General features: G+C 34.5%; 27 protein-coding genes. 15 read left to right on the plus strand and 12 right to left on the minus strand.

Annotated elements, in window-relative coordinates; translation table 11 throughout:
- The first annotated feature begins 16 nt into the window (after window positions 1–16).
- Together BLT04_RS17135 and BLT04_RS17140 are read left to right on the plus strand one after the other, a co-directional pair.
- Window positions 17–595: a DUF6705 family protein gene (locus BLT04_RS17135; protein WP_139166276.1), complete on the plus strand. Its 579-nt coding sequence runs from the start codon at window positions 17–19 to the stop codon at window positions 593–595.
- Between the two features lie 39 nt (window positions 596–634).
- Window positions 635–1204 (plus strand): hypothetical protein, encoded by a 570-nt coding sequence (locus BLT04_RS17140; protein WP_089757013.1) that lies wholly within the window; start codon window positions 635–637, stop codon window positions 1202–1204.
- A 130-nt stretch (window positions 1205–1334) separates the two neighbouring features.
- Here BLT04_RS17140 and BLT04_RS17145 read toward each other — a convergent pair whose 3' ends face one another.
- The 3 genes from BLT04_RS17145 to BLT04_RS17155 form a co-directional block, all read right to left on the minus strand.
- On the minus strand, window positions 1335–2150 hold the full coding sequence (locus BLT04_RS17145) for a ferritin-like domain-containing protein (RefSeq protein WP_089757014.1): 816 nt from the start codon (window positions 2148–2150) through the stop codon (window positions 1335–1337).
- Window positions 2151–2177: 27 nt separating this feature from the next.
- Window positions 2178–2888, minus strand: coding sequence for a ferritin-like domain-containing protein (locus BLT04_RS17150; protein WP_089757015.1), 711 nt, complete (start codon window positions 2886–2888; stop codon window positions 2178–2180).
- A gap of 117 nt (window positions 2889–3005) precedes the next feature.
- The gene (locus BLT04_RS17155) at window positions 3006–3575 is read right to left on the minus strand and encodes a fasciclin domain-containing protein (RefSeq protein ID WP_089757016.1); all 570 of its coding nucleotides are present in this window, start codon (window positions 3573–3575) and stop codon (window positions 3006–3008) included.
- 340 nt (window positions 3576–3915) lie between these two features.
- Here BLT04_RS17155 and BLT04_RS17160 point away from each other — a divergent pair, with 340 nt between their 5' ends.
- Both BLT04_RS17160 and BLT04_RS17165 read left to right on the plus strand, forming a co-directional pair.
- Window positions 3916–4392: an RNA polymerase sigma factor gene (locus BLT04_RS17160; protein ID WP_089757017.1), complete on the plus strand. Its 477-nt coding sequence runs from the start codon at window positions 3916–3918 to the stop codon at window positions 4390–4392.
- A gap of 6 nt (window positions 4393–4398) precedes the next feature.
- Complete coding sequence (locus tag BLT04_RS17165) at window positions 4399–5208, plus strand: anti-sigma factor (protein ID WP_089757018.1); 810 nt, start codon at window positions 4399–4401, stop codon at window positions 5206–5208.
- A 70-nt stretch (window positions 5209–5278) separates the two neighbouring features.
- Here BLT04_RS17165 and BLT04_RS18815 read toward each other — a convergent pair whose 3' ends face one another.
- Together BLT04_RS18815 and BLT04_RS17170 are read right to left on the minus strand one after the other, a co-directional pair.
- Window positions 5279–5449 carry a lmo0937 family membrane protein gene (locus BLT04_RS18815; protein ID WP_139166277.1) on the minus strand — a complete coding sequence of 57 codons (171 nt, stop codon included), beginning with the start codon at window positions 5447–5449 and terminating at the stop codon, window positions 5279–5281.
- A gap of 140 nt (window positions 5450–5589) precedes the next feature.
- Window positions 5590–6387 carry a Cof-type HAD-IIB family hydrolase gene (locus BLT04_RS17170; RefSeq protein ID WP_089757019.1) on the minus strand — a complete coding sequence of 266 codons (798 nt, stop codon included), beginning with the start codon at window positions 6385–6387 and terminating at the stop codon, window positions 5590–5592.
- Window positions 6388–6497: 110 nt separating this feature from the next.
- On the opposite strand from BLT04_RS17170, the gene BLT04_RS17175 reads away from it, so the two are divergent.
- Complete coding sequence (locus BLT04_RS17175) at window positions 6498–7322, plus strand: helix-turn-helix domain-containing protein (RefSeq protein WP_089757020.1); 825 nt, start codon at window positions 6498–6500, stop codon at window positions 7320–7322.
- A 42-nt stretch (window positions 7323–7364) separates the two neighbouring features.
- Window positions 7365–8504: an FAD-dependent oxidoreductase gene (locus tag BLT04_RS17180; RefSeq protein WP_089757021.1), complete on the plus strand. Its 1140-nt coding sequence runs from the start codon at window positions 7365–7367 to the stop codon at window positions 8502–8504.
- Between the two features lie 6 nt (window positions 8505–8510).
- On the opposite strand, the gene BLT04_RS17185 is transcribed toward BLT04_RS17180, so the two are convergent.
- Genes BLT04_RS17185 through BLT04_RS17195 form a run of 3 tightly spaced genes read right to left on the minus strand, consistent with a single transcriptional unit; the run spans window position 8511 to window position 9605 of the window.
- Window positions 8511–9122, minus strand: a complete 612-nt coding sequence (locus tag BLT04_RS17185) for an alpha-ketoglutarate-dependent dioxygenase AlkB family protein (RefSeq protein WP_089757022.1) — start codon at window positions 9120–9122, stop codon at window positions 8511–8513.
- A 15-nt stretch (window positions 9123–9137) separates the two neighbouring features.
- Complete coding sequence (locus BLT04_RS17190; RefSeq protein WP_089757023.1) at window positions 9138–9374, minus strand: hypothetical protein; 237 nt, start codon at window positions 9372–9374, stop codon at window positions 9138–9140.
- Between the two features lie 6 nt (window positions 9375–9380).
- The gene (locus tag BLT04_RS17195) at window positions 9381–9605 is read right to left on the minus strand and encodes a glutathione synthase (RefSeq protein WP_089757024.1); all 225 of its coding nucleotides are present in this window, start codon (window positions 9603–9605) and stop codon (window positions 9381–9383) included.
- A gap of 188 nt (window positions 9606–9793) precedes the next feature.
- Between BLT04_RS17195 and xth the strand changes: the two genes are divergently transcribed.
- Window positions 9794–10567: an exodeoxyribonuclease III gene (gene xth / locus BLT04_RS17200; RefSeq protein WP_089757025.1), complete on the plus strand. Its 774-nt coding sequence runs from the start codon at window positions 9794–9796 to the stop codon at window positions 10565–10567.
- A gap of 37 nt (window positions 10568–10604) precedes the next feature.
- Here xth and BLT04_RS17205 read toward each other — a convergent pair whose 3' ends face one another.
- Both BLT04_RS17205 and BLT04_RS17210 read right to left on the minus strand, forming a co-directional pair.
- Window positions 10605–13499, minus strand: coding sequence for an AsmA-like C-terminal region-containing protein (locus BLT04_RS17205; protein ID WP_089757026.1), 2895 nt, complete (start codon window positions 13497–13499; stop codon window positions 10605–10607).
- Between the two features lie 160 nt (window positions 13500–13659).
- Complete coding sequence (locus tag BLT04_RS17210; protein WP_089757027.1) at window positions 13660–14256, minus strand: Crp/Fnr family transcriptional regulator; 597 nt, start codon at window positions 14254–14256, stop codon at window positions 13660–13662.
- A 268-nt stretch (window positions 14257–14524) separates the two neighbouring features.
- On the opposite strand from BLT04_RS17210, the gene BLT04_RS17215 reads away from it, so the two are divergent.
- On the plus strand, window positions 14525–15997 hold the full coding sequence (locus BLT04_RS17215) for an alpha-amylase (protein WP_089757028.1): 1473 nt from the start codon (window positions 14525–14527) through the stop codon (window positions 15995–15997).
- 42 nt (window positions 15998–16039) lie between these two features.
- Here BLT04_RS17215 and BLT04_RS17220 read toward each other — a convergent pair whose 3' ends face one another.
- Window positions 16040–16498, minus strand: coding sequence for a ferritin-like domain-containing protein (locus BLT04_RS17220; RefSeq protein WP_089757029.1), 459 nt, complete (start codon window positions 16496–16498; stop codon window positions 16040–16042).
- Between the two features lie 313 nt (window positions 16499–16811).
- Between BLT04_RS17220 and BLT04_RS17225 the strand changes: the two genes are divergently transcribed.
- The gene (locus BLT04_RS17225) at window positions 16812–17465 is read left to right on the plus strand and encodes a KGG domain-containing protein (RefSeq protein WP_089757030.1); all 654 of its coding nucleotides are present in this window, start codon (window positions 16812–16814) and stop codon (window positions 17463–17465) included.
- Between the two features lie 63 nt (window positions 17466–17528).
- A complete protein-coding gene (locus BLT04_RS17230; RefSeq protein ID WP_089757031.1) occupies window positions 17529–18107 on the plus strand; it encodes a YciE/YciF ferroxidase family protein in 579 nt (192 codons plus the stop codon).
- Between the two features lie 138 nt (window positions 18108–18245).
- On the opposite strand, the gene BLT04_RS17235 is transcribed toward BLT04_RS17230, so the two are convergent.
- Entirely contained in the window at window positions 18246–18467 is a 222-nt protein-coding gene (locus tag BLT04_RS17235; protein ID WP_089757032.1) for a hypothetical protein, read from the minus strand.
- 560 nt (window positions 18468–19027) lie between these two features.
- Here BLT04_RS17235 and BLT04_RS17240 point away from each other — a divergent pair.
- The 5 genes from BLT04_RS17240 to BLT04_RS17260 all read left to right on the plus strand — a co-directional run bounded on the left by BLT04_RS17240 (window position 19028) and on the right by BLT04_RS17260 (window position 21471).
- On the plus strand, window positions 19028–19351 hold the full coding sequence (locus BLT04_RS17240) for an ArsR/SmtB family transcription factor (RefSeq protein ID WP_089757033.1): 324 nt from the start codon (window positions 19028–19030) through the stop codon (window positions 19349–19351).
- A 5-nt stretch (window positions 19352–19356) separates the two neighbouring features.
- Window positions 19357–19833, plus strand: a complete 477-nt coding sequence (locus BLT04_RS17245) for an SRPBCC family protein (protein ID WP_089757034.1) — start codon at window positions 19357–19359, stop codon at window positions 19831–19833.
- Between the two features lie 66 nt (window positions 19834–19899).
- On the plus strand, window positions 19900–20478 hold the full coding sequence (locus BLT04_RS17250) for a YdeI/OmpD-associated family protein (protein WP_089757035.1): 579 nt from the start codon (window positions 19900–19902) through the stop codon (window positions 20476–20478).
- 16 nt (window positions 20479–20494) lie between these two features.
- Window positions 20495–20890 (plus strand): DoxX family protein, encoded by a 396-nt coding sequence (locus BLT04_RS17255; RefSeq protein WP_089757321.1) that lies wholly within the window; start codon window positions 20495–20497, stop codon window positions 20888–20890.
- 20 nt (window positions 20891–20910) lie between these two features.
- Window positions 20911–21471: a DUF4256 domain-containing protein gene (locus tag BLT04_RS17260; protein ID WP_089757036.1), complete on the plus strand. Its 561-nt coding sequence runs from the start codon at window positions 20911–20913 to the stop codon at window positions 21469–21471.
- Window positions 21472–21504 lie beyond the last annotated feature (33 nt).

Raw genomic sequence — 21504 nt, forward strand, 5'->3', positions numbered from 1 at the left:
TAAAACAAAAACAATTATGAAAAATATTATCACCTTATTTGCTTTGGCTATATGCTTAATAAACTGCAAGGCACAACAAATTTATCCATTAAATACTTATTATGAAAATGCACCCAACTATGCATATATGAAAGATTTGGATAATTATCTTTCTCCTTATGTAGGAACTTATAAAGCTACTTATCAAGAAAATGAAATTACTTTGTTTATCACTAAAGAAGATATGTATCTTAAAGATTATGGACCCGGAGATAGAAAATTCTATAGAGATGTACTTCATGTAAAGTATATCGTAAAAAAAATAACAACGGGAGCCATCCTTCAGGAAAATCTTAATCCGGCTAATCCTAGAAGAAATAAAATTATAAGCATTGGCACTAATACGTTAGATAATAATAGTATTGCACTTACTTATTCAGGTACGAATTGTCGCGTAGGTTCAGGAAGAATAACGCTAAAGAAAATCAACAATACACAAATTAGTTGGTCTTATTATCCCAACGATATGCTACTCAGTGATGGAGACTGCCCTGGTAATCCTGATATAAAAATATATCTTCCTGATACAGAGAATCTTGTTTTTACTAAACAATAAAAATAAAGCCTCGAAAGGGGCTTTGTTAGATAAATCATTATGAAAAATATTATCACCTTATTTGCTTTGGCAATATGCTTAATAAACTGCAAGGCACAACAAATTTATCCATTAAATACATTTTATAAAAACGCTCCAAATTATTCTTATATGAAAGATTTGGATAATCTACTTCCTCCTTATATAGGTATATATAAAGCTAATTATGATGGAAATGAAATTACATTATATATTACTAAAGAAGATAAGGTACTCAATGATCGTATAACTAGACAATTTTATAGAGATGCTCTTCGGGTGAAATATATTGTAAAAAAAATATCAACAGGGATAATACTTCAGGACACTCAAAATATTATAAATACAAAAAATAGGATTTTAAGCATTGGTACGAATATTCTAGATAATAATAGTATTGCTTTGATATATTCGGGTACTAACTGTGGTATTGGTTATGGAAGAATAACATTAAAGAAAATAAGCAATACACAAATTAATTGGTCATACTATCCTGATAGTAGACTTCTTAGTGATGGAGATTGCCCAGGTAATCCTGATATAAAAATATATCTTCCTGATACAGAGAATCTTGTTTTTACTAAGCAATAAGAGTTGACTCCGAAATAATTAAATTAAAAAAATCAATAGATTGTTTACAGCGATAGTCTATTTCCTTAAAAAAATCCTTTCCTAAAAAATTCAGGAAAGGATTCACAGCGCTAAATATTAAAAAATCACATCACACAATAAACAGGGATGCTATTGCCGTTGCGTCACTTCCACTTAAAACCTCATCATAGGCAGCAGATCCTGCGGCAGCTCCGAAAGCCGTCGCGGTATTAAATCCTGCCTGGATGGTTACATCTTCCCCTGCATACACGGGATTGGTTGCAGCAGGCATATTTCCTCCGTTTGCGAGCTCGATCCAGCCTTTATTGGCTCTCATTCTTCGAACCTGGGAAGCGTGTCTTGCTTCTACGGAATGTATTTGTAAGGCAGCCTGTAAAACAGCCTGATTAGACATTACGTTTCCTGCCTGCCCTTTGTAGGCTCTTACTCCGGTGTCTTCAAAAGCCTGAGAAAGTATCAGAAATTGATTATAATCAGTAAAAGGGGTGAAATTTCCACCTGCTGTAAAATCAAACGTAGGCTTTGCACCAGGAGTTACGCCCAGAGATGTTAGTGTGCTTTTCAAAAAGGCAACGTGCGCAGTTTCGTGTTTTGAAATCTGCATAAATACGGTTTTATCAGCATTAGGAATTAAACCTGCTGTATTAAGCCCCATTCTGTAGTATTCATCTTCCAGGTATTCTAATGTCAAAGCGAGTTGTAAGGCATCCGTTAAGGCACTTTTATAGGTATTTCCGGGACCTGTAGGGGGAAGAGTTTCAGCTTTTGCGGAAGTCGACATCAGCGATCCCAAACCAAGAGGAACCGCAGCGACAGCCGCTTTTGTACCAAAGTCTTTTATATTCGTCAGGGTTTCTAATCTTGAAGCTTCTGTAGTGAAGAATTTATCGTTAGAAAGTCTATCTAATAATTTTAAAATGTTCATAATAATAGATTTTTTGAAGTGAATAATTTAACTGATGCCTCTTTCTTTCCATGTGAAAGGCGTTTTGAAGAATCCTCCTGCTGTCGTAACAACATCTTTTGGTTCTTTGGCAAGATCCAGTCCGTTGGCATCGATCACATCATCACCGGAAAAATCTGCTGATCCGGGGTTGATCAGATTTCTTATCGCCGAAGCATGTCTGGCTTCTACAGAAACTATTTTCCCTGCAATCACAAGATAAGCCGGATTGGTGATATACTTTCCTGCACCGTTGTAAGCGGAAACTCCTGTGTCCTCCAAAGCTTTTGCAGTGGCAAGCACAGAATTTCTGTCATTAAAATTCACATTCGGGTACTGGAATTCAAGAGTGGGTAAAATATTAGTAGTCGCACCGCTGATTGCTGCTTTAAAAAAATCTCTGTGAATCACTTCATGATGGTAAAGATCTGTAAAAACTTCTTTTTCCACACTTGAAATTCCGCTATAAAAATTATTGACAACTTTTGTATAGAAATCGGCTTCAAGCTGTTCGAGTGCATACGCATAGTTTAATACACCAACATCACCCGTTCCAAGATCAAAAACCTTGTTATCCATAAACTGGAAATCATCGTTATCATCGCAACCAACGAGTGTAAGTCCCGCCATTGCAAGACCGATACCACTCAGTTTCAAAAAATTTCTTCTGCCTGTATCTAAGGTTGCACCCTGATTAGAAACATTGATCGTTTTTTTCATAATATTATTTTTTAATTTAGTTTATATATAGAAATGTGTTTTTTATTAATTAAATCCATTAAAAAAAGGATAAAAAACAGCATAAAATTTATGCTGTTTAAAAAAATTAATAACCATTTAGGGCATTAGCACCGTATCTATGACATGGATCACTCCATTTGACTGATTGACATCTGCGATGGTAACTTTGGCGCTGTTTCCTTTAGCATCTTTTACATAAAGGTCTTTGCCTTTTGTCCAGAAAGTAAGATCTTCCCCCTGTACTGTTTTCATGCTGCTCATTCCGTTTCCGGCTTTTACGGCTGCCCAGATTTCTTTGGCGCTGTATTTTCCGGAAAGAACGTGATACGTTAGAATTTTTGTAAGCATTTCTTTATTTTCAGGCTTTACAAGAGTTTCAACAGTTCCTTTCGGTAATTTTGCAAAAGCTGCGTCTGTAGGAGCCAATACTGTAAAAGGACCTGCGCCCTGTAAAGTTTCTACCAATCCTGCTGCTTTTACAGCGGCTACTAAAGTCTTATGATCTTTAGAATTGACTGCGTTCTCAATAATGTTTTTTGAAGGATACATTGCTGCTCCGCCAACCATTACCGTTTTTTCTTTCATCTTTTGTGCAGCTACGTTTCCACTGAAAGCAAATGATAAGGCTACCATTCCTACGACTGCGATTTTTGATCTTGTGTTCATTGTATTGATTTTTAATTATTTATTATCTGAAATTTTTTGTTCTAAAATCATCTACGAGGCTGGTTTTGTTTTAGATGTAAAAATTTTCAACATAAATTATAACCAATTGAAAAACAGATCATTAATTTTGAATTTTAACACAATTAAGCTGAATTATTATTAATAATTCATTACAATTCATATAAAATCATTTATGTTTCAAAAGAATTTTTAAATATTGTTCATTATAAATTTTATTTTATTACATTTGGGATGAAAAATATTAATTATTAAAGCAAACTATTCGGAAGAGCAACTCATCGTTTTACTCCAAGGAAAAAACGAAGCCGGTTTTCATCATCTGTATGATAACTATTCCGGTGCGTTGTATGGGGTCATCCTCCGAATCGTACAGTCCAAAGAATATACTGAAGAAATTATTCAGGATGTTTTTGTAAAAATCTGGAATTCTATCCATCAGTATGACTCCACAAAAGGAAGATTTTACACCTGGATGATCAATATCGCAAGAAATACAGCCATAGATTATTTAAAATCAAAAGGTTTTCAAAACGAATTGAAAAACCAACCGCTTCCTGATTTCGTATATAACTCTGCAGAACTTTCAACGACCAATAATACTTCTGATTTTATCGGTTTTAACAATGTACTTGAAACTCTGGAGGTTGATAAACAGGAACTTATCAACTTGGCATATTATCAGGGATATACCCAGAACGAAATATCCGAAAAACTGAAGATACCGCTGGGAACGGTAAAAACGAAAATGCGGAACGCGCTGATAAAATTAAAGGATTTGCTAAAAGATTATCAATAAAATAAATTGAACACTAAAGAATACATATCATCCGGAATTATAGAATCTTATATTCTAGGCCATGCTTCTCCCGAGGAAGCAGGAATTTTGGAGTGTGTGATGAAGAATAATGCAGAAGTAAAAGCTGCTTTCGAAGAAGCACAAAAAACGCTGGAAGATCTTGCTACGGCTCAGGCTGTAACACCTCCAAGTGATTTAAAATCAAAAATCTGGTCTAAAATTCAGCAGGAACAAATCATTGAAGAAGTAAAACCTGCTTTTTCTCCGGATATTCCGCCTGCAAAGCCGCAGGAAGAAATCAGAATCCAGGGAAACAGCAACTGGAAAGCTTTTGCTATTGCCGCATCTGTTTTATTCCTGGTAAGCATTGCCGGAAACCTCTTTTGGATGAATGATCAGTCTAAAGCAAAAGAAAGGCTTACAAAGCTTGAAACCGAAAAACAATCTCAGCATATTGCCTATCAGAAATTAGAGCAAAAATGGAAAATGATGTCCAACCCGGATATGAAAATGGTCATACTAAAAGGAGTTGAGAAACATCCCGATACCAAAGCGATGGTTTTCTGGGATAAGAATTCAAAAGAAGTGTATTTAAATGCCGAAGATCTCCCAAAAGCTCCGGAAGGCATGCAATATCAGCTTTGGGCTATTGCTGATGGAAAACCTGTAAGCGCAGGAATGTACACTGAAGAAAAAGACAGCAGGATTGCCCTTTCAAATATTCCGAAGGCGCAGGCTTTTGCTATCACTCTTGAAAAAAAGGGCGGAAGTGTGGCTCCTACCATGGAAAATATGTTTGTAATGGGAACAATTTAATTAAATACAATTTTACGATATAAAAAAACCTCTCAAATTTGAGAGGTTTTAATTTTGAACTAATTATACTTTAATCTAAAGGTTTTCTGCCCGTAATAATATTGTAAAGAATTACAATAATGGCAATTACCAATAAAACATGAACTAAATAACCGGTGCTCATTCCTGGTACAACACCTAACATTCCTAGGAGCCAAACGACAATACAAATGACTGCTACTAACCATAAGATACTTCTCATAACTGTAATATTTTAAGTGATTTATTAGATAATAGCATATATCATGCCTTAATTTTAAAAACACCTTTAAAATAAGTACCACAAAGAAGAGCTATATGTATATTTTAAACATTTAAAATATTGATATTCAGTTAATAAAATTAAATTATTCCAAAGCGAATTAATGCTTTTTCGATGCCATCATTATCAACATCTTCTGTAATATAATCGGCAATTTCTTTTAAACTATCATTTGCATTTCCCATCGCAATACCGATTTTCGTGAATTTCAGCATTGTAATATCATTTCCTCCGTCCCCGAAAGCCATGGTCTCAGAGGCATCAATTCCAAAATGTTTACAAAAAATTTCTATCCCTATTTTTTTACTTATTCCGCCGGGATTTACATCTGCAAAAAGGGGAGTCCATCGGGATGCCGTAGAATTGGGCATTACAGTTCGCATAAATTCTTCCTCAACATCCGGTCCAAGAAAGATATTCGCCTGAAGAACATTATGAATATCAATATTTTCTTTATCGAGAATCGGTGGAACAGGTAAATTAACATGCGAATACATTCCTACAACTTCTGGCGTTGCATCATTAATTTCAACCTTATCTTCATACATCAGCGAAAAGCTTAAAGGTGAGCTTTCAGCATAGTTAATTAAATTCTGAATATCAGATTCATTGATTATTTGTTTAGAAAGAATCTCACCATCTGTCGTAGCACAATATCCGCCGTTAAATGTAATGAAACCGTCAAATTCTATATGTGAAATATGTGCCAGCGTATTAATGGAACGTCCCGTTGCCACAATTACTTTAATTCCTTTTTGGCGTAATTTTTTTATTGCATCTTGAGTGGATTGCGGAACATTATTCGTTTTAAAGCTGATAAGTGTACCATCAATGTCAAAAAATACAGCTTTTATAGAAGGATTTTCAATATAAGTCATGATTGAAATGTGAAAATATTTATATTTATAAAGCAAAAATACAATAATAAATAGTTTGATTAATGGTTTAACCTCTTATAAAATTGTTAAATTTGATTAAGAAATAGAGTATGAAACCTGTAAAAAATATTCATCAGGAATTTGAAGCTCCACAAGAATTGCGTGATATCATAAAATGTTTTTGGTACAATGATACTGATTTTGGAGAAGCCGATACGAGCTTTGAAGTAATTCCTGATGGATATGCGGAAATTATTTTTCATTTCGGAAGTGGCTGCAGCATTTTTCATAACGGGGTTTTACAGCCACTGCCTTCGCCTTTTTTGGTGGGATTGCTCAATCATCCGGTACATTTTCATACAAAAAAACGGTTACAAATTATTGCTGTAAGGTGTTTTCCGTGGACGGTTTTTGATTTGCTCGGCTTAGATTCCAATAAAAACGGAGTACATATTTTTGAGCATCCCATTGCAAAACTCCAATCTAGCTTGCAGGATTTAATTAATAATGGAAAGATAGAAGAAGCCATACATAATGTCAAAGAATATTTTTTGAATGCTCAGATTTCCACCAAAACAATGCTTTATAAAGCCGGAATTGCGATGAGAAAAGCCAACGGAACGATTACCGTTCATCAGGTTGCAGATGCTGCCCACGCGACAGTCCGTACCCTGGAAAGGAAATTTAAGCAATCTTCCGGTCATACGGTGAAAGATGTATCCAGCCTGATGCGCTTTGAAAAAGTAAGGAATCAGTTGTGGATCAATCCTGATACTAATCTCGCAGGTTTGGCGGTTGAGCTGGGATATACGGATCAGGCACATTTAAGCAGAGAATTTAAACGTTACACAGGCACAACGCCCGCCGCATTTGCCCGAAAAGCCAAGAAAGAACAGATTATCGACACTGATTTTGTCGCATTTATACAATCCTAAGGGTATATTATTTCAGAATTTTGTGATCAGATAAATCATAAAATGAATAATAATTTACTGAAAAACAAAAAAGTAGCCATTATTGGAGCCGGGCCTGTTGGTTTAACCATGGCAAAATTATTACAGCAAAATGGGATAGAAGTAACGGTCTACGAAAGAGATGCAGATCCCCACGCAAGAATTTGGGGCGGTACGCTCGACCTTCACAAAGGTTCCGGGCAGGAAGCTTTGAAAAAAGCAGGTTTACTGGAAAATTATTACAAAACCGCTTTACCGATGGGAATAAATATTGCTGATGAAAAAGGTAAAATTTTATCCTCAACAGAAGTTAACGCTGAAAATCAATATGATAATCCTGAGATCAATAGAATTGATTTAAGAAATTTATTGTTAAGTAGCTTAAAAAATAATACGGTTATCTGGGATAGAAAATTAGTTGAAATTAAGGAAAATAATGGAATTTGGAATTTAGAATTTGAAAAAAAGCCCTCGGAAACTGCTGATTTTGTGATTATTGCCAACGGAGGAATGTCAAAAGTAAGAAATTACGTCAATGATACTGAAATTAAATATACCGGAACTTTTATCATCCAGGGAGATGTTCCGAAACCGGAGATTAATTGTCCTGAATTTTACCAGTTATGCAATGGAAAGAGACTCATGGCGGCTTATAAAGGAAATTTATTAGTAGCTAATCCTTTTAACAACGATACTTTATCTTATGGAATTATTTTTAAAAGGCCCGAAAATTGGAACCGGGAAAATCAGTTAAACTTTAAAAATCCAGAAGAAATTACAACATTTCTTTTAGAAAGATTTTCTGATTGGGGAAAAATTTACCATGAATTATTACAATCAACAACATTTTTTGTCGGATTACCAACAAGAAAGCTTCCGTTAAGCAAACCTTGGAAAATTAACCGGCCTTTGCCGATAACCCTGATTGGAGACGCTGCACATTTAATGCCTCCATTTGCTGGACAGGGCGTGAATACAGGATTAGTTGATGCTTTAGTTTTATCAGAAAATTTAACCGAAGGAAAATTTGAATCTATAGAATCTGCCATCGATGATTATGAGCAAAAAATGTTTGCTTATGCATCGGAAGCACAATGCGCATCAAGTGAAAATGAAACTGAAATGCACGATCCGGATTTTTCTTTCCGGAAATTTATCGGTTAAATCAAACTAGAGCTCTTTAACCAGTCTAAAAGTCAGATTGATACGTGGCTGCATCGGCTTTGTAGATTTTGCAATCCGGTGTTCCCAATGTATTTGTAAGTCACCTTTCATAATCAATAATGAACCATGCTGAAGCGGCAGGCTATATTTCAGGTCATGCTGATCGACTTTTCGAAAATCAAAATTCCTAACCTGCCCAAGACTTACAGAAGCAATGACAGGCCGCGAACCAAGCTCGCTTTCCTTATCACGATGCCATGCCACAGAATCATTTCCGTCACGGTATAAATTTAACAGAACAGAATTAAAACGATTCCCTGTAGCATCTTCTATGCGTTGTTTCAACGAAAAAAGTTCGGGCGACCATGAATTTACATTAAATTGATTCCCTCCCAGCTGGTAAGATCGGCTGCTATCACCATACCAGGCCGTAAGCCGCGGCGTTATAACGGTTTTATCATACATTTTTTGAGAAGTCTGCTTCCATGGAGTTGCCTTAATTAAAATATTTTTTAACTCGGTTGCTTCTTTTTCAGATAAAAACCGGTCCGTATATTCTAATAGTTCATGCGGAAACTCATAATATTCGTTGGCTTCAAATAAACTTAACTGGCTCATAGCGAATCAGATTAACTATTTTTTATCATCCTCTTCTTTCCTGAAGCTTACGACTTCATATTCATCATCCGAACAGTATTTCTGACAGCTTTTATCGTTAAAAGAATCGGGATCTTTGATAAAATCTTCTATATATTTTGCACTTTCTTCAGTATTGGAAGGCGTTATGATAATATGAAAATTTTGCAGAACATTTTCATCAGCTTTTTTTACAGCTTCATCTTTATGTTGTTTGGCGTCGTTATATTTCATGCTATTTTATTTTTCAAAGATAATTCTTCCGTTAAAAGGCTCGCTCCAGGTGATAAAAATACTGTCGTTAAATCTTTTTATTTCAGCCTGAATAACTTCATATTCTCCATTTTCTTTTTCTTTTTCAATCACTAAATTTGATCCTTCACCAATTTCCTGAATTTTAAACTCTATCTGATACTGCTCGTTTTCTTTTACAAATTCTTCTTTTTTAAAATTTATTGCTGACATAATGAAATTGTTTTAGTTTTACTGTTAATGAATAAATTATGCCATTGCTTACATATTGATTTATTTTAGTCTAAAAATTATTTAATTTTAAATATTTAATTAATAACAATTGAGATTTAATTATAAATACAATTCTCAATCTTTCGTATGGAATAATTCTTGCCCAAATTCAAGAAAACCGTAATTACATGAAAATCGCAACCTATAATGTCAACGGAATCAATGGCCGTTTGCCTGTTTTACTGAAATGGCTGCAGGAATCAAAACCTGATATTGTCTGCCTTCAGGAATTAAAAGCGCCGCAGGAACGTTTTCCCATAAAAGAGATCAACGAAGCCGGATATCAGGCTATCTGGAACGGACAAAAAAGCTGGAACGGAGTAGCTATTCTCGCCAAAGACCTTGAAATTGTAGAAGTTCAAAGATCATTGCCCGGTGATTCTGAAGATGTGCAGAGCCGTTATATTGAGGCTATTATTGATAAAATGGTGATCTGCTGCCTGTATCTTCCCAATGGAAATCCTTATCCGGGACCAAAATTTGATTATAAATTAAATTGGATCAAACGTTTTAAAAAACGAACCAATGAGCTTATTAAAATGGAGCTTCCTGCAATTCTTATCGGGGATTTTAATATAATTCCCACACCGTTGGACGTTCACAAACCCGAACGTTGGGAAAATGATGCATTGTACAGAACCGAAGTGAGGAAAGCTTATCAGGATTTGCTGAAAAAAGGGTGGCTTGATTCTATCAGGACGCTTTATCCTGATGAAAAAATATATACTTTTTGGGATTATTTGTATAAAGCCTATGATCGCGATGCAGGAATCCGGCTGGATCATATTTTATTAAGTCCGTACTTAATTTCCAGCTTAAAATCGGGTGGGGTAGACAAGTACGTCCGGGGTTGGGAAAAAAGCAGTGACCATGCACCAACGTGGATTGAACTGGATAAATAAGTCTAAAAAAGACTGCCAAAAACTGACAGTCCTTTTTTTATTTTTTCTCTTTCAAATCTTTATTGATTTTACTTTCGGCATTTTTCGCTTTCTGCTCCTGGGCTTCTTTCTCTTTACGCTGCTGCCGTCTCGATTTTTTCTCGGCTCGTCTTTCTTCACGAATCACTTTGTTTGATTTTTTATTGTATAAAGCATCAATAATGCCTTGTCCGGTTTTACTGAAGATCTTTATTTTCGGTTTTTCGTGAGTGCCCGTTACCACAATCGGGAAACCGATCCAGCCGCCGGGCGGAAGGCCAACTCTTACCTGAAGATCCAATAAGCCATTAAAGCTTGTCGTTCCGCTGATAGAAGGCCTTAGCACAGAAACTTTAAACGTGAATTTATCAACATGAATAAGATTATTCTTGATATGTGTTTCAATATTTACGCCTTTCATATCCGGATTATCAAAAGCGTTGGCTCCAATATTATCGCCGACCGCCGAAAGCATTTTGAGATTTTTAACTTCCACATCACGGAGATTTACAATTCCTCCACCTTCTAATGACGGATAAATCGGGCTCATGTTTTTATCAAAATCACCTTTTAATTTATAATCTAAAGACACGATTCCTTTAACATTTTTTGCAGCAGTTGCCATTTCCCGAACCATATCAATTTCTTTATAAGCGCGCTGTACATCAAAGTCCTGAACCTTAAGCCCAACATCAAAATTAGCGGTTAAAGGAGATTCATCCTGATACCGTGCATCAATATTCATGCGGCTTCCAATGATGTCAAAAGAGGTGTTTTTAAGGTAAACTTCACCTTTATTTACAGAGGCCAGGCCTTTAAGATGATTTAAATTCAACCCTTTAAACTCTACTTTTTTTGCATTGGCATCTAAAGAGACATCCAGATTTTTAGGGATAATTACGACGCCGCTGCTTTTCGGGTTTTCTACTTTTGCATATTCTACTTCTATAGATTTATCAGTATTATCGCCATTTTTCAGCGCCATAAATTCATCAATTAAAATATAATTTGAATTCAAAACAAACTTTCCGTGAAGGGTGCCTTTTCTTTCAATAAAATAATTAATGGTGTTTAAAAGATAGCCATTTAGGGCAAAATCAGATTTTCCATACGTTGCAAAAAACTTCCTGAACCACATTTTTTCATTTTCAAACTGAAAATTTCCTTCTTTTATATAAAATGATTTCGGCAAATATTCTGTGGTGGCTTTTATGTTTTTCAGAATTAATGTTCCTTTATTGTCAAGCTTGCTGTACTGGCCGGTTGTTGCATAGCTTTGGCGGCCGTCAAGAGAAAGATCTGCCATGATCAATCCACTTATATCCAGGCCTTTTTTAGCAAAAACCTTGTAAATTCTTCCAACATTCAATACCCCTTTTGCTCTTACTTTATATAATAAATCTTCAAAATCCTTTAAATCTGCATTCACAAAAACAGGATTTCCTTCAAAATCAAACTGAAAGGGGCTCAACTTTACACCGAGGCTTCTGAAGGTACCGTCAGTATTGATAACATTGGCTATTAAATTAATATTCTGAATAGGATTGGGGTAGTATTTTGTCTTAACAAAACCATTTTTAAGGTTAATATAACCATTCGTTTTCGGGAACAATTTTTTATCCATGCTGAAAACGCCGTTGGCTTTAATGTTGGTATCCATCAAACCTCGAATCTCAATATCTTTTAAACCTAAAGCCTGTTGTAAGGTCTGTAGGTTAATTGCCCCCCGAATGTCTGCATTCACCTGCATTTCAGTTAATCCTTTCGTACTTACATAAGCACGGAAATTATTGTTCTTACCAAGATCAAAGCTTAATTTTTTTAAGTCAATAGCGAGTTTTTCTGTATTTAATTCAGGCAGATCAATGTTCAAATCCATATTAAGATTATTCATCGGAACCGGCGCTTTTCCATTAGAAACGAAACCGTTTTTTACTAAAAGACGAACTTTCACCCGTGGTTTAAGGTTTTTTGGCTCGCTGAACCTTCCTTTTACATTAAAATAAAGATCACTGTTTCCTTCAATTTTGGTATCTTTTGCCCAGTCCAGGTATTGCGGCGGCAACACTGAAATCATTTCACGGATGGTTGTTTTTTCAGAAGCTGCTTTAATATCAAGATTATATCCGTCTTTCAGAATGCTTACAAAACCGGTAAATTTTAAAGGTAAATCATTGATTCTTAACTCGTTTTTTCTTAATACAAAAGTCAACGCATTGGTATTGATTCTGGTAATTAAATCGGCATGCAGAGTTTTTTGTTTTGCATAATAAATCCTGTTGAGGCTGAAATCTACCTTATCAATGTCGAGATTGGTTTCAAGGTCAAAAATATCTTCACTTAAACCGCCTTTCCCTGTATAATTCAGTCCTTTTGCATCAACTAAAACTCTGGCCGCATGATCATTATATTTTATATGACAGTTTTTAAATTTAATCAGATCAAGTTTAACAGATGCGCCTGTTTCTGTTGTATCCTTAGGTTTTTCAGAAGGTTTTGAGACGTAAACATTGTAATTTGCTTCCCCTTTGCTGTTTACAAAAATATTGGCGTAAGCATCCGTTACGTATATTTCATCGATTTTTATTTCATTATTAAAAATCAGATTTTTAAGATTAATTCCTACAGCAACTTCTTTTGCAGTCAGTAAAGTATCGTTCTGAAAAGGCTTTGAACCTTGCAATATCATGTCATCTACCGAAACGGTAAGCGATGGAAAATGTCTGAAAAAAGTAAGATGAGTTTTTTTATAATCAAGTTTTCCTGCAAGATGCTTGTTGGCGAACAGTTTTACCTGCTGGGAAATCGTTCCGGGAAATAAAATAGGAATAATAAACATCAGAAATAGAATTGATGCCACCGAAATTCCTGTCCATTTGAGGATTTTCAAAATTATTTTTTTAAATCTTTCCATAAAATGATAATTTTGATTTTAGCAATATATAGTAGTTTATGCGATAATTATTAGCAAACTAAAATCAAGCCAATGGCGGATTCCGATAGAATAATTCCCCAATAATTAAATCAGAAATGAAGAATTTTAGAAGTGAATTTTTTTATCAATCTCTAGCAAATCAGTAGAAAATTTTACCATTCTCAATTTTTACTAATTTTTCGTTTTCCATCTTTTTTACCGTCCTTATTACTGTTTCAACTCTCAAACCGGTGAGATTCGCTATCTGCTGACGAGTAAGAGGAACCTGAAACGAATATGGGTGGCTGCTGGAATTATAATCCTTCAGATAATTCATCACAGTTTTAATTTTTGATAAAGGATCTTGTGATGAAACATTAAAAAGCATAATATATTTATAGAACAATCTATCAGATAAACATTTGAATAGATCTAGTGAAACCTGAGGATTTTGGCTTAATAAGCTTAAAAAATCAGTTTTCGGAAGCTTTAAAATTGTGCAATCTGTTTTTGAAACTGCGTTCATAGGATAAGGTTTATCATTAAAAAGCAATGATTCACCAAAACTTTGACCGCTGGAAAGAATGTTTTGTGTAAATTCTTTTCCGTCTTCATGGTAATTGTTTAATTCTATGATACCGTCAACAATCTGGAAATAGAATTTAGGCAAACTTCCTTCATTAAAAATAATTTGGCTCGCTTCATATTTTTCATAGTCTGCACCATATGCTAGTAATAAATTTTCACTAATTATCATATAAGTTATTATTATAGTTAGAAAATAAATACTTAATAAAAATTTGGCAAAATTTTACATACAGAAATTGTACCAGAGTCTATTTTTTACATACCACATAATTATAAAAACTTAATTTTATTAATTTCGCAATTTAAAAAAAACGCCAAAAATTAATTTTTTCAACATAACCTCAGTATGATTCGGCTCATAAATTGTTGATCGGTATTTGAACTAAATTAGATTATTTCACAAAAAGCAAAAACTTTATTGATAAAATATGAACAGTATGAATGGAGTAATTATTCAGTTTTTCCATTGGTACCATCCGGGCCGGGTTTGGAATGAATTTATAGAAAAAGCAGAATTCCTGAAAACGTTGGGATTTACGGCAGTCTGGTTTCCACCGGCCAACAAATGCGATTCGGGAAATGAAGGTAGGGGGTATGATATTTATGATTTGTATGATCTCGGGGAATTTGATCAAAAAGGCACAATATCAACTAGATATGGCACAAAAAATGAGTATTTGAATGCTATTAAAAAAGCTCATGATGTGGGGTTATCAGTGTATGCAGATATTGTTCTCAATCACAGAATGGGTGGTGATGAAGCGGAGAAAATTACGGTTCATGAAGTTAATCCTGAAAACCGTAACCAAATCATTTCACAGCCAATACAAGCTTCAGCGCTTACAAAATTCACTTTCCCGGGAAGACAGGGAAAATATTCTGATTTTATTTGGGATTATCAATGTTTCAGCGGAATTGACAGTCTCAAAAAAGACGGAAAAGAGATAAAAGGAATTTTTAAAATCCATAATGAATGTGGCACAGAATGGACGGATTCCGTAAGCCATCAGTTTGGAAATTACGACTATTTAATGGGTGCCGATGTTGAATATCGAAATCCGAGAGTCGTTCAGGAAACAAAAAAATGGATCAAATGGTATTTTGAAACGACCGGAGTAGACGGCATCCGGCTGGATGCTTTAAAGCATATTTCGTCAGATTTTCTTAAAGATTGGATTACTTATATAAAAACAGAGCTCAATCCCAATTGCTATGTTTTAGGCGAATTTTGGAAAGATGAAGTCGAAAAAATAAATTATTTCTCTGATAAAATGGATGATCTGATTTCTTGTTTTGATGCACCGCTTCATTACAACTTTTTCAGGGCCTCAAACGGAGGAAAGGATTATGATTTAAGCCAGATTTTGCAAGGCAGCTTTCTTGAAAAAAAGCCTGTTTTTTCTGTTTCTTTTGTTGAAAATCATGATACGCAGCAATTACAGGCTTTGGAATCTTCTGTACAGGATTGGTTTAAACCTCTGGCTTATGCAATTATTTTACTGTCGGAAAATGCTTATCCGTGTGTTTTTTATCCTGATCTTTTTGGTGCAGAATATACGGATGTAAAAGATGATAAAGAAGTAAAAATTGTAATCCCGAAAATTGAAATTTTACCTAAATTACTGAAAGCCAGACAGCAATTTGCACACGGCGAACAAATAAATTATTTTGATCATCCTAATTGCATTGCCTGGATAAGAAAAGGAAATGAGAATCATCCGGGTTGTGTGGTTATTATCTCAAACAGCGAAGAAGGATATAAAGAAATCGATCTTGGGAAAGAAAATGCCAACTCTGTATATACCGATTTTCTTGAGCAGCGGAATGATAAAATCCAGACAGATGAAAATGGAAAAGCTACTTTTCGTGTCAATCCGGCTTTGGTCAGTGTATGGGTCAAAACACAATAAAGCCACCTTATAAAGTGGCTTTATTTCAAATAAAAGAATTCATTATTTCTTTTTATACTCTTCAATATTTTTAAACTGATCGTAAGAAACTTTAAGGCTGTTCAGCTGTTCGCTAACAATTTCTGAGCTTTTTTCACAAAGATCGCCGCTTTCAAGGGCTTTCTGGTAGGCATCAATTGCAGCTTTTTCTCCAAAAATGACATTTTCAAGGGTCGATTCTTCCAGATTTCCTAAAGTAAAAGAATTTTTAATATCAATCCAGGTTCTGTGCAAAGCTCCGGCAACAGAAGGCGAATCCTGAGGTTTTCCACCTTTTTCGGTAATAAGATTAATCAGTTCATTTTTCATAATTTTTGACTGAGAAATCATGCGGTCGTATTCATCTTTGATGTCCGGATACATTTCCCAGACTTTTCCTTCAACTTTTTCAAATCCTTCAATTCTATCATTGGTGATTTGCAGTAAGTCATTTAAAACAGATACTGTTTGTTCGGTTTTCATAATAAATTTTTTGTGATTGTTTCAATTTATACAAGAATTATGCCTCAGGAATTCTAGTATCAATTTAAAAACATATTAAAAGTTAACAAATATTAAAAAGCATGTATTTGTGACTATGATCATAAAATTTGGTTTTGTTAACTGCTAATTTTGAAATACCAATTTACAAATTCAACCTTTTCATATTGAATCACACAATAGTTTTTTGATCAAATAGTAGAAAAAAATCAAAAAAAGTTAATTATAATCCAATACTAGTCAAGGATTGTAATTAATAAATCACACTAAATATTAATATATAAAAAATGCAGTTATGAATACTAGAAATTCAAACAACCGAAGCTCAAGACGCAGTTCTTCAAACAATGAATCAAGATCAACTCTTGAAGAAGTTTACCAATTAGGTTATGACCACGGTTATAACGATGCATCTCAGGATGAAAATTATGATGATGATTTCTCAGATTTTGAGGATTATTATGATGAAAATTACGACGATGATGATTATGATGAAGACTATGACGACGATGAAGATTATGATGATGAAGATTATGACGACGACGACAATGAAGATAATAGAGGAGGACGAAGAAGAGGCTCTGGCGGAAATCAGCAGCGAGACAGCCAGGGAAGATTCACATCCGGAAGCGGAAGAAGCTCTCGTGGCGGAGGTTCCGGTAATTCTGGAAGAAGATCAAATTTATCAAATTCAGGACGTTCTTCATCATCAGGAAGAGGAAGAAATTCTTCTTCAGGAGGCAGCTCACGAAGCAATTCCGGAAGATCGGGTAATTCAAGATCAAACTCAAATTCAAATTCAGGATCAGGCACTTCAAGAAGAGGTTTTGCATCAATGAGTAAAGCCGAACGTACAAGAATTGCCCGTATGGGAGGTCAGGCTTCGCATGGCGGAGGAAGATCCTCAGGCTCAGGCAGATCAGGATTTGGAGGCAGACGTTCTTCATAATTTATAATAAGTCACCTCTTTCAAGGAGAAAGGGGTGATTTTTTAACAAAACACCACATTAATATGGCAACCAAAACAGAAAATAATACAGCAACAGATAAAAAGCTTGCGGTCGGAAATGCGACTGTAAATGAAAATGAAATGAAAAACTCTTCACTTCATAAGTTTTTTGTCGATTCATTGAAAGACATTTATTTTGCAGAAAACGCAATCATCGATGCTTTGGAAAAAATGCAGGAAGCAGCAACTACAGAAGAGCTTAAAGATGCCTTTGAGGATCACCAGCTGCAAACCAAAAAGCATGTAAGCCGTCTGGAAAAAGTCTTTAAATTAATTGATGAAAAACCGGAAAAAAAAGAATGTGAAGCCATTAAAGGGCTTATCAAAGAAGCGGAAGAGATCATAAAATCTACTCAGGAAGGCTCAATGACAAGAGATGCGGCCTTAATTATCGCAGCTCAAAAAGTTGAACATTATGAAATTGCAACGTATGGAGGTCTTGCCCAGCTGGCCATTACCATGGGACATGATAAAGCTGCAGATCTTCTGGAAAGAACTTTACAGGAAGAAGAAGACACTGATTTCAATCTTACAGAAATTGCGGAAACATCAATTAATTTTGATGCTGAGCAGGAAAGTTGAGCCCTATTAATACAATAACCATATTGTGAGTCATGTAGCGAAATCTATGTGGCTTTTTACTTACTATTAATGAAAAAAGAGAGCAATATTGCTCTCTTTTAGTTATATTTTTTAGAAACAGCTAGATATACAGGCTATTTAATTTGAATAAGCCGATCTGTTTTGAAAAATATTCATTCCTGCAATCTTATTGTTGAGTGTATTGTAGATGATTTCAACTGAAAAACAAGACACTTCATACAGTGCGTATTTTAAATTATTTACTATTCTTTCGTCCATAATGCGTCCCTGATTGACAACGACATTATATTGAGTTTGCTGATCCGGTAAATTTTGAAAATCGTAATAAGAAATGTTCATAGCTGTTAATTTTAATTGTTTATATATTTTACTATACAATTTCTTTACCAATAATTTGTAAATGATGTTTTTGTGGTATTTTTTAATATTAATTTTATAATTTGATTAAGGTAAAATAGAATAACAATATAAATTACAGAAGAAAAATTTCCATTTCGCGTGGAATTTACGTTTGTAAGAATTATAGCTGATATTTTTTAATTGAATTTTCTTTGATGTCATTTTGGTAATGATGAGCCAAATGAAGGTGAATGATTCATTCTGCGTTTCCAGAAATATATTCAATTTAACATAATATAAATTATAGGATTTTTTTATTCTGAACATAGGAGAGTCTTCTATCTTAATTAATGACTTTTTTGACTATAAAATAATTTTAATTAAATCATACATCATTTTAAATCGCTGAGAATCCGTTATAAAATTTAAAACGGATATAATTCCAATAGATTAAAATTAAGAGGTATCGTTTTTAACAAATATTCAGAATAAAAATTTCTTTAATAAAAATTTGTGTAGTTAAATAACTTCATTTAAATTTGTAGTCAAATAACTTCATAATGAATTTAAGACGAGATGTTTTTCAGGCTATTGCAGATCCTACAAGAAGATCAATCCTCATGCTGGTCGCAACACAGTCAATGACTGCCGGTGCCATAGCTTCGAATTTTGATACAGCAAGACCTACCGTTTCAAAACATTTACAGATCCTTACAGAATGTGAATTATTAAAACCTGAGCAGAACGGCAGAGAAATTATTTATCATTTAAATCCTATTAAAATGAAAGAAATTGCCGATTTTATCGAGCCATTCCGTGAAATGTGGGATGACAGATTCAATAAACTTGAAAGCATCATGAAGGCCTACCAAAACAAAAAATAGACAATATGGAACGTAAAACAAAGATCAACGCAGAAGACGGAAAACAGGAAATTCAGATTATCCGTGAGTTTGATTTGCCTGTCGAGTTGCTTTTCAAAGCTTACATTGAACCTGAAATTGTTGAGCAATGGATGGGAACAAAAGTAATAAAACTTGAAAGCAAACCACATGGCAGCTATCAGTTTGAAACCTCAAATTCACAAGGAGTTGTCGTCTTCAAATCCAACGGAACCATTCATGAATTCATTGAAAATGAAAAAATGACAAGAACCTTCGAAATGGAAAATACACCTTTTCCCGTTCAGCTTGAGTTCTTGGAATTTGAAAAACTGACCGATCAAACCAGTAAACTTACCATGCATGTGATCTATAAATCAGTCGATATCAGAGATCAGATTTTGAAATTACCTTTTGCACAGGGCATCAATTTGGCTCACAACAGATTACAGGAAACCGTTCAAAAATTAGTAGCTAGAAATTAGCTATTAAAATTCACACTTCACACTTGACAATTGACCACATTAGCAATAATTTATTATCTATGAACTATGAATCCTAAAGTTGATTTTTTCTTTAACCAGGCCAAACAATGGCAAAAAGAATTTGAAAAATTAAGAACAATCCTTTTAGACACCGGACTTGAAGAAGATTTAAAATGGGGTTGCCCGTGTTACACCTATCATGGCAGAAATATCGTTTTGATCCACGGATTTAAAGAATACTGCGCGCTCCTACTCTTTAAAGGCGCTTTACTGCAAGACACGGATAAAATTTTAATTCAACAGACTGAAAATGTGCAGGCTGCGAGGCAGATTCGTTTTACAAAACTTCAGGAAATCGTTGATTTAGAAAAAATTATCAAAAATTACGTTTATGAAGCTGTTGAAGTGGAAAAATCAGGGGTTAAAGTTGAAATGAAAAAGACCAAAGAATTTGAAATGCCTGAGGAGTTTCAATTAAAATTAGATGAAAATTCAGTATTAAAAGAAGCGTTTGAAACGTTAACTCCCGGAAGGCAAAGGGCTTACCTACTTTATTTTTCATCAGCAAAACAGAGCAAAACCCGCGAATCAAGAATCGAAAAATATATTCCGGAAATTCTACAAGGCAAAGGCATAAATGATTAATAATCAAAAAATAAATATGGAAACACAAACTAAATTACAGAAAAGGAACAAAATCATCTATTGGATTTTCACCGTTTGGATGTCCCTCGGAATGGTTTCTACAGCTATCGTCCAGCTTTTAAAACACAAAGAAGAAGTTGAAAATTTCACAACATTAGGATATCCGACTTATTTAATGACCATCATCGGTGTCTGGAAAATCCTGGGAATTATTGTTGTACTTCTTCCAAAACTCCCGTTAATAAAGGAATGGGCGTATGCAGGATTTTTCTTTGTGATGTCCGGAGCGGTAATTTCACACCTTATTGTTGGTGATCCGGTTGGTAAAATTCTTCCTGCGGTTTTATTGCTTGTACTGGTAATTATCTCGTGGTATTTCAGGCCGGCAGACCGGAAAATTTCTTATATTTAAAATTACACAAATCATCTACAATGAAAAACAATAAAAAATTATCATTCGAACAGACTGCTTCATTATTAAAGATTTTGCAGTTACGTTTTGAGAAAAATATGAATCGCCATGAAGGTCTCAACTGGGAAAAAATTCAAGCAAAATTGGAAAAAAGTCCAGAAAAACTTTGGTCTTTGAATGAAATGGAAGAAACCGAGGGCGAACCTGATGTTATCAATTATGATAAGAAAACCTACGAATATATTTTCGTCGACTGCTCACCCGAAAGTCCCAAACGAAGAAGTCTTTGCTACGATTATCAGGCCTGGGAAGCCAGAAAAACCAATAAACCTGAAAATAATGTGATCGACAAAGCCTCTGAAATGGGTGTTGAGCTTTTAACTGAAGAACAATACCGACAACTTCAGGAACTTGGTAAATTTGATTTAAAAACTTCAAGTTGGATAAAAACACCCCCTGAAATCCGCGAACTTGGTGGAGCAATTTTCTGTGACAGACGCTATAATACGGTTTTCACATATCACAACGGAGCCGATTCTTATTATGCTGCCAGAGGTTTTAGGGGTTTGTTGAAAGTGTAAAAAATTGTGGAAATTCATATAATTATAATAAAA

This window comes from Chryseobacterium soldanellicola (assembly GCF_900100115.1).
GTDB classification, from domain to species: domain Bacteria; phylum Bacteroidota; class Bacteroidia; order Flavobacteriales; family Weeksellaceae; genus Chryseobacterium; species Chryseobacterium soldanellicola.